General features: G+C 70.8%; 8 protein-coding genes. 3 read left to right on the top strand and 5 right to left on the bottom strand.

What is annotated here, in order from left to right; all coding sequences use genetic code 11:
- Positions 1-133 precede the first annotated feature (133 nt).
- The 4 genes from ACWD38_RS29765 to ACWD38_RS29750 all read right to left on the bottom strand — a co-directional run bounded on the left by ACWD38_RS29765 (position 134) and on the right by ACWD38_RS29750 (position 4,386).
- On the bottom strand, positions 134-1,045 hold the full coding sequence (locus tag ACWD38_RS29765; protein WP_184480844.1) for a metal-dependent hydrolase: 912 nt from the start codon (positions 1,043-1,045) through the stop codon (positions 134-136).
- Positions 1,045-2,577: a flavin-containing monooxygenase gene (locus ACWD38_RS29760; RefSeq protein WP_450125392.1), complete on the bottom strand. Its 1,533-nt coding sequence runs from the start codon at positions 2,575-2,577 to the stop codon at positions 1,045-1,047. Before ACWD38_RS29760 ends, ACWD38_RS29765 begins: the two co-directional genes overlap by 1 nt.
- A 322-nt stretch (positions 2,578-2,899) precedes the next feature.
- Complete coding sequence (locus tag ACWD38_RS29755; RefSeq protein ID WP_343071501.1) at positions 2,900-3,499, bottom strand: TetR/AcrR family transcriptional regulator; 600 nt, start codon at positions 3,497-3,499, stop codon at positions 2,900-2,902.
- Positions 3,500-3,693: 194 nt separating this feature from the next.
- On the bottom strand, positions 3,694-4,386 hold the full coding sequence (locus tag ACWD38_RS29750; RefSeq protein ID WP_184480850.1) for a polyamine aminopropyltransferase: 693 nt from the start codon (positions 4,384-4,386) through the stop codon (positions 3,694-3,696).
- Between the two features lie 199 nt (positions 4,387-4,585).
- Between ACWD38_RS29750 and ACWD38_RS29745 the strand changes: the two genes are divergently transcribed.
- Complete coding sequence (locus ACWD38_RS29745; protein WP_184480852.1) at positions 4,586-4,801, top strand: hypothetical protein; 216 nt, start codon at positions 4,586-4,588, stop codon at positions 4,799-4,801.
- A gap of 235 nt (positions 4,802-5,036) precedes the next feature.
- Positions 5,037-5,402: a hypothetical protein gene (locus ACWD38_RS29740; RefSeq protein WP_184480854.1), complete on the top strand. Its 366-nt coding sequence runs from the start codon at positions 5,037-5,039 to the stop codon at positions 5,400-5,402.
- 1 nt (position 5,403) lies between these two features.
- Here the strand turns inward: ACWD38_RS29740 and ACWD38_RS29735 are convergent, their stop codons facing one another.
- Complete coding sequence (locus ACWD38_RS29735) at positions 5,404-6,846, bottom strand: aromatic amino acid ammonia-lyase (RefSeq protein WP_450125393.1); 1,443 nt, start codon at positions 6,844-6,846, stop codon at positions 5,404-5,406.
- 195 nt (positions 6,847-7,041) lie between these two features.
- On the opposite strand from ACWD38_RS29735, the gene ACWD38_RS29730 reads away from it, so the two are divergent.
- Positions 7,042-7,344, top strand: coding sequence for a putative quinol monooxygenase (locus tag ACWD38_RS29730; RefSeq protein ID WP_450125391.1), 303 nt, complete (start codon positions 7,042-7,044; stop codon positions 7,342-7,344).
- The last annotated feature ends 143 nt before the right edge of the window (positions 7,345-7,487 follow it).

The raw sequence follows: 7,487 nt of genomic DNA, 5'->3' as shown, positions 1-7,487 counted from the left end.
GTTCTCAGGTGTCTTCTCGCGAGGACGGCTTTTTCCCTCGTGGCGGAGCCACTCGGGAAAAAGATCCCGCAGCGAGAAGACACCTGAGGTTCCGCCACCCGACCACCAAAGAAGAACGAGCCGGAAAACCCGATCATCCGTTGGCCGCCGGGGATTGGGCCAGGTAGCGCACGGCGGCGTCCATGCTTCCCAGCTGCGACGGGTGGAATCGCGGGTTGAGGTACTTCGGGATCTCGGTCACGAACAGCGCGATGTTCGGCACGACCCCGCGCCGCATGGCGCTGAGCAGCTGCAGGAACCAGAACCGGCCCTTGTCCTTCGACGGGTCGGCCTTGAACAGGTAGTGCAGCGACGACAGCAGCAGCACCAGCAGCGTGAAGCTCGCCAGCAGCGCCGTGCGCACGCGCCGGGCGTAGCTGCCGTCGACGTACATGAACGCGTCGAAGGCGACGTTGCGGTGCTCGACCTCTTCGGCGCCGTGCCAGCGGACGAGGTCCAGCATCGTCGGGTGCATCCCCTTGCGCTCCAGCACGTTCGCGTTCAGCAGCCACTCACCGATCACCGCGGTGTAGTGCTCCAGCGCCGCGAACATGCCGAGCCGCTCGCACAGCCACGCGTGCTTGGCGCGGCCCTTGAGGCCGCGGTCGCCGAGGACGTGGTCGACCATCCACTCCAGCTTCCGCGTCATCGGCTCGGTGTTCAGGCCGATCGAGGACAGGTGCTCGCGCGCACCCTCGTGCGAGGAGGCGTGCGTGGCCTCCTGGCCGACGAAACCCACGACTTCCTCGTGCAGCCGCGGATCCTTGATCAGCGGCAGTGCTTCGGCGAGCGCGTTCGACATCGCCCGTTCGCCTTCCGGCAGCACCAGGTGCATGAAGTTGATGGTGTGCGTGGCGAGCGGCTCACCGGGGATGTAGTGCATCGGCACCCCGTCCCACGAGAACTCCACGTCGCGCGGCGCGATCACGTGCGCCTCTTCGGTGTAGCGGCGGGCGCCGCGCGGGTCGACGACCGGTTTCCTGCCGATGCGGGGAAGTCGGAACATCATGACGTCCTTTGACTCGAGGAGATCGCGCTGCGCTCGGCGGCGCTGCTGGTGTGGTAGTCGGCCAGCTCGGCCTCGCGCGTTCGGGAGCGGAACGCCCGGTTGAATCCGGGGTAGAAGACGAAGTTGCGCCCGGCGTCGTTGAGGTAGTAGCTGCTGCATCCCCCGACGTTCCACACCGAGTTGCGCAGGCCGTGCTCGACCTCGTCGGCGAAGGACTGCTGCACCTGGGGTTTGACGTCGATGCTCGCCAGCTCTCGCCGTTCGATCTGGCGCAGGCAGCTCATGATGTAGGCGACCTGCGCTTCGATCGTCACGACCTGCGAGGTGTAGACGACGGAGTTCGGCCCGAGCAGGAAGAAGAAGTTGGGGAATCCGCTGATGGTGGTGCCCAGGTAGGCCTGCGCGTCGCCCTGCCACACCTCGTTGAGGCTGCGGCCGTTCTTCCCCCGCACGCGGTCGAAAACGGGGTTGTCGGTCATCCGGAAGCCGGTGCCCATGATGATGGTGTCGAGCTCGTGCAGCGTTCCGTCGCCGGTGACGATCCCGTTCTCCCGCACTTCTGCGATGCCGGAGGTGACCACGTCGACGTTGGGCGCCGCCAGCGCCGGGTAGTACTTGTTGGAGAACGTGGGCCGCTTGCAGCCGAAGGAGTAGTGCGGCGTGAGCTTGGCCCGCAGCTCGCGGTCGCGGACTTGGCGGCGCAGGTGCGCGCGACCGAGCCATTCCATGCCCTTGAGCAGGCCGGGCCGGTGCACGAATCCGGGAACGAGCGCTTCCTGCACGAGGTCGAAGCACTCCCGCGCGAACCGCTGCACGGCGGGGAACCGCCGGAACACGCGCTGCTCGAAGCGGGTCATGCGGCGGTCGGGGTGCGGCATGATCCAGGTCGGCGTGCGCTGGAAGACGGTCAGCTCCCCGGCCACCGGCTGCACTCGGGGGATGATCTGGACCCCGGAGGCACCGGTTCCGATGATCGCGACCCGTTCGCCGGCGAGGTCGTGCTCGTGGTCCCACTGGGCCGTGTGGAAGACCTTCCCCTGGAAGCGCTCCAGGCCGGGCAGGTCCGGGACGGAGGGTTCGCTGAACGGTCCGGTGGCGCCGACGAGCACCTGCGCCTGCCAGGCCCCCTTGTCCGTCACCACGTTCCAGTGCTGCTCGTCCTCGTCCCAGGCGGCGTCGAGCACTTCGTGCTCCATCCGCAGGTGCGGGACGAGGTCGAAGTCCTCGGCGCAGCGCCGCAGGTAGTCCTTGATCTCCGGCTGCAGCGGGTAGAGCCTGCTCCACTCGGGGTTCGGCGCGAAGGAGAACGAGTACAGGATCGACGGGATGTCGCACTGCGCGCCGGGGTAGGTGTTGACCTCCCAGGTGCCGCCGACTTCCGCGGCTCGTTCCAGCAGCACGAAGTCGTCGATCCCGGCGCGCTTGAGCATGATCGCCGTGCCGAGTCCGCCGAAGCCGGCGCCGACGATCGCCACCCGCACCCGCCGTTGACGATCGGCGGTGTCGCCCGTTTCCCCAGAGCTGCCCATCGCCTGCCTCCTCGTTGATGCGCGACGTCGGTCCTCGGACGATATTTTTGACATCAAACAATGTCAACATCACTTGATGTCAACTTTTGAACCTGATCGACAGGACCCTGACGTGCGAATACACCGGACGAGCAAGCACTCCCGAGCGAGCCGCCGCCCGTGATCCGGCTCACCGGAAATGAAGCATCCTCGGCTATTAGCACGATGTCAATAACTGGAGCGGTTCACCGCCGCGACGAAGCCGGAGCCGGGAATTCGCGGGCGCGCACCCGCGTCGACGCCCCACCGGGAGCGGGTCAGCAGGACCGTCCGATGTGGACGATCAACGCGAGGTCGCGCGCCCCGCGCTCTCGATCACCTGGGAGACGTGCTCGACGAACCGTTCGCGCGGCACGTCGATCCGCTCCTCCAGCCAGGCCTGGTAGAGCTGCGCCAGCGAGCCGAAGATCGCCAGCGCGTTGAGCCGCACGTCCTGCTCGTCGGCCTGCTCGCCGCCGAGCTCGGCGCCGCGCATCAGGGCCGCGATCGTCACGGTGAACTCCGCGACGAGCTCCCGCCCCCGCTCCGCGAGCTCCGGCGCGGCCAGCGACTCGATGAACAGCACGCGGCCCCGGCGCGGGTCGGAGGTGACGAACTCGGTGAACGCGCCCACCAGGTACCGGACCGCGTCGAGCTGCTGCGCCGGCGCCCGCTCGGCCGCGGCCAGCAGCACCTCCCGCGCCTGCTCGACCGTCGCGTCCAGCACCGCGATCAGCAGCGCCTCGCGGTTGGCGAAGCTCTCGTAGAAGTACCGCTCCGTGAGGCCCGCTTCCCGCGAGACCCCGCGCATCGTGACGGACTTCGCGCCGTCGCCGCCCATCAGCGCGAACCCGGCCGCGACGAGCTGGTCGCGGCGCCGGGCCTGCCGCTCCGACGCGTCCACGCCCCGCCACACTCGGTGGGGGGCGGCGGAATCCGGGCGGCCGACCATCCGCCCATCCTGGCACGTCACGGTCGCGAACCCCGCCGGTACCGCCGACACGGGTGAGGTCGTGCACACCCGCTCCAGGCATCAGCCCGACCGCGCACCGCGATTCCCCGCGGCGACCGGTCTCAGGCCCCCGGCGGAGTCCGGGGTCAGTCGTGCGCGACGTACACCGTGTTCGAACCCCGCGGCCCGCCGTAGGGGTTGTCGAAGTCGACCACGTGCGCCCGGACGGTCCCGAAGACCTCCGACAGGGCCGCGATGAACTCCTCCGCGGGCGGATCATCCGACCACAGCGCGAAAACCCCGCCCCGCTCCAGATGTTCGGCCAGCAGGCGCAGGCCGGACGGCCGGTAGAAGTCGGCGTGCCCGGCGTCGAGCACGTTGGTCGGCGAGTGGTCGATGTCGAGCAGGATCGCGTGGTAGCGCCGCTGCGGAGGTTCGGCGGCCCAGGCGAAGAAGTCGCGGTGCTCGAAGCGGACCCGCGGGTCGGCGTTGAGCTCGTGCCCCAGCGGCAGCAGCTCCCGCCGGTGCCAGTCGATCACCGCCCCCAGCGCCTCCACCACCTCCAGCGAGCGCACCCGCTCGTCGGCGAGCGCGGCCTGCGCGGTGCAGCCGAGCCCGAGCCCGCCCACCAGCACGTCGAGCTCCGATCCGGTGACGGCGGCCAGCCCCAGGCGGGCCAGTTCCTCCTCGGCCACGGTGAACGCGCTCGACATCAGGAACTCGTCGCCGAGCTTGACCTCGTACACGTCCGCACCGAGCGCCGGATCGAGCCTGCGACGCAGGCTGACCTCGCCGATCGGCGTGTCCTGCCAGTCGAGCTCTTCGAAACGTCGTCCCACGCGCCGGCCTCCCTCTCCCGTGTTCGCCCCCACCCTGAACCATCCGGCGCCCGCCGGTCCGGGCGGGCTCTCCGGGCTCGGGCACCAGTCGGGTGGGCTGTCGTTCAGGGGACCCCCGGGCGGGTGAGCGCGCTGGCAACGGGTCCGGCTCCGTGGAACCTTGCCCGCGGAATTGATCCCGGGAGCAAGGAGCGGACCGATGCGTCTCGCAGCAGCGAACCGAGCAGCGATCGTCGCCGGAACCACGGCAGTGCTGATGTGCTCCGCGCTGGGCCTCGCCCAGGCCGAGCCGGAGCAGAACAACACCACCACACCGCTCGACCTGATCGCGGGCGGGATCCAGGCCGGAGCGGGCGTCGCCAACGATTTCGCCGACGCCCTCAGCGGCGACTCCGGCTCGACCACCTCCGAGTAGCGCACCGGGTGCGCCGCGCGCCACCGGCGCGGCGCACCCACGCCGCACCGGGTTGCAGCGTCGGCGACCGGCGGACCGATCCGGACCGGAAAATCCGCACCACCGCCGTGAACAGCCGTTTTCCACCCTCCACGTTGTACAGACCACCCGGTGCGGCGCCGCGGCCCGACAGACTGGGCACCAGCGCCGCGCGAGCGACGCCGCGAAGGTCGTCGCCGACCGCACCGGAGGGCCCATGGGTTCGCTCGTCCAAGCGTGGTTCGTGGCCGTCGCGCTGCTCCTGCTGGGCGGCTCCGCGCTCGTCCAGTCCGGGCCGATCGGCGCCGACCCGCTGGTGGTCCGCTGCGGCGACCAGGTCATGCGCCCCGACCAGTCCTGCCACATCGTCGCCGGGGACGGCACCGGCCGGTCGGTCGGCTACGCGGAGCAGCGCGCGATCCAGCAGGTCGCGCACGGCTGGAACCTGGTCCGCTCGGTCCTCGGCGGGGCCGTGTTCCTGTTCGGCGCCGGACTCGCGGCGACCCTCATCGTCGTGAAGCGCCCCCTCGACGGCGCCGTCCTCACCCGGCTGCACGGGCGCACGCTGCGCCCGCACCGTTGACTCAGAACCGGACCAGGTCGTCCAGCACGGTTCCCGCGCGGCCGATGTCCTCGGTGAGCGGACGGTCCTCCACGCTCGGGTCCAGCGTCTCCGCAGCGAGCTCGTAGGCCGCGCGCACCGGCAGGTCCACCAGGTCCGCTTCCCGCATCCGCAGCGCGCGGACCGCCGCGACCAGTTCGCAGGCGAGCAGCCGCCGGTACGCGACGGCCGCCGCCGTCGTCGCCCGCGCGGCCTGCGTGGAGAAGCTCGCGTGGTCCTCCAGGCCCCGTGAGACCACGGCCGTGCCGAGCGTCGCGGGCAGCGCCGCGTGGCGCAGCTCCGCGAGCGCGTCGTGCGCGACGTATTCGAGGATCATCACTCCCGAACTGCCCGCCGGACCGGCCGCGAGGAACGGGCGCAACCCGGTGAACTCCGGCTCGACGAGGTCCCCGAGGCGTGCGGCCGACAACTCCGCGACCTGGTGCACGGTGGCCCGGACCCAGTCCAGCGCGGAGGCCACGTACGCGGTGTGGAAGTGCGCGTGGTGGTAGGCGTCGCGGTGCACCACCGAGATCATCGGGTTCTCGGTGCCCGCGTTGATCTCGATGGCCAGCACGTCCCGCAGGTAGTGCACCGCGTCCACGGCCGCGCCCTGCACCTGCGGGTACGCGCGCAGCCCGAACGGGTCCTGGATGCGCCTGCCCGGTTTCGGCGTGCTGTCCAGGCCGAGCAGCCGCCGCATCTCCGCCGCGCACCCGACCTGGCCGGCGTGCGGCCGGGCCTCGTGCACCGGCGTCGCGTAGGCCTCCGGGTTGCCGTCCAGCGCGACGTAGGTCAGCGCCGCGACCACGTGGCTGGCGCGGGTGAGCCGTTCCAGGTCGAGCGTCGCCAGGGTCGCTTCGGACAGGGTGGCCGCGTTGCTGCTCATGAACGCCAGCGCGTCGCCCTTGAGGATCTCCACCGGGGCGACGTGCCCGGTCAGCCACGGCCGCTCGCCGACGAGCGCGAGCGCCGTCTCCGCCAGCGGTGCCAGGTCACCGGTGCCGATGGCGCCGAGCCGGTGCACCAGCGGGGTCGCGCCCACCCGCACCGCCTCGGCCAGCGCCGTGATCAGCGCGGGGCTGATCCCGGCGCGACCCGCGACGAGCTGGTTGAGGCGGATCAGCAGCATCCCCCGGGTCTGCGCCGCCGACATGGGTTCCCCGCTGCCGCCCGCGTGGCTGCGCAGCAACCGCAACGCGTGCTCCGCGGACTCCCCGTCGCCCACGAGGTCGTCCTTGTTGGCGCCCACGCCCGTCGTCCTGCCGTACACGACGCGCTCGGTGCTGAGCTCGTCGGCGAGCCGCCACGAGTGCTCCGCCACCCGCAGGGCCGCCGTGGACAGGTCGATCTGCAACGGCCCCGTCGCCCACGCCGCGTCGGCCACATCAGCGCACCGCAACGTGCGGCCGTCAACCCGGATCACCATCGTCTCCTCTGCCACTGGTCCGTCGGAACGGCCCCAGTATGGACAGCTCGCGCGGCGCTCCGGCTCGCGCGGAGTTCCGGATCACCGGCCGGTTCGCCGCACCGGCCCGCGGGCAGCGGTAGGTTCGGCGGTGCCCGCCGATCAGGAGGCCGCCCCGCCCCGGGGAAGCCACAACGCAAGCAGGAGATCCGAGTGCTCGTCCTCGTCGCATCCCTCCAGGTCAAGCCCGGTCGCCGAGACGACTTCCTGACCGCGATCAAAGCCGACGCGCAGGCCTCCGTCGCCGACGAACCGGGCTGCGTGAGCTTCGACGTCGTCGTCGACACCGAGGACGACCACCACTTCGTCCTCTACGAGGTCTACCTCGACCAGGCCGCGCTCGAAGCGCACCGCGCCTCGCCGCACTTCGCGGCCTGGACCGAAGCCGCCGCCGAGGTCCTCGTGCCGGACGGCCGGAAGGTCACCATCACCGAACGACTCCTGCACGAGTCCTGAGGGCCTTCCGGTTTGACCTGCGCAGCGGGTCGGGTGGCGGAACCTCAGCTGCTTCCTCGCTGCGGGATCTTTTTCCCAAGTGGCTCCGCCACGAGGGAAAAAGCTGTCCTCGCGAGGAAGCAGCTGAGAACCCGCCGGTGGTC

It is taken from the genome of Saccharopolyspora sp. NPDC002578, from assembly GCF_053592695.1.
This window is presented reverse-complemented; position numbering and strand designations above follow the sequence as displayed.

Excerpts from the sequence above, each read along its gene's own strand:
- ACWD38_RS29760 (WP_450125392.1), bottom strand. The coding sequence starts at position 2,577 with ATGGGCAGCTCTGGGGAAACGGGCGACACCGCCGATCGTCAACGGCGG.
- ACWD38_RS29765 (WP_184480844.1), bottom strand. The coding sequence starts at position 1,045 with ATGTTCCGACTTCCCCGCATCGGCAGGAAACCGGTCGTCGACCCGCGC.
- ACWD38_RS29740 (WP_184480854.1), top strand. The coding sequence starts at position 5,037 with ATGGGTTCGCTCGTCCAAGCGTGGTTCGTGGCCGTCGCGCTGCTCCTG.
- ACWD38_RS29745 (WP_184480852.1), top strand. The coding sequence starts at position 4,586 with ATGCGTCTCGCAGCAGCGAACCGAGCAGCGATCGTCGCCGGAACCACG.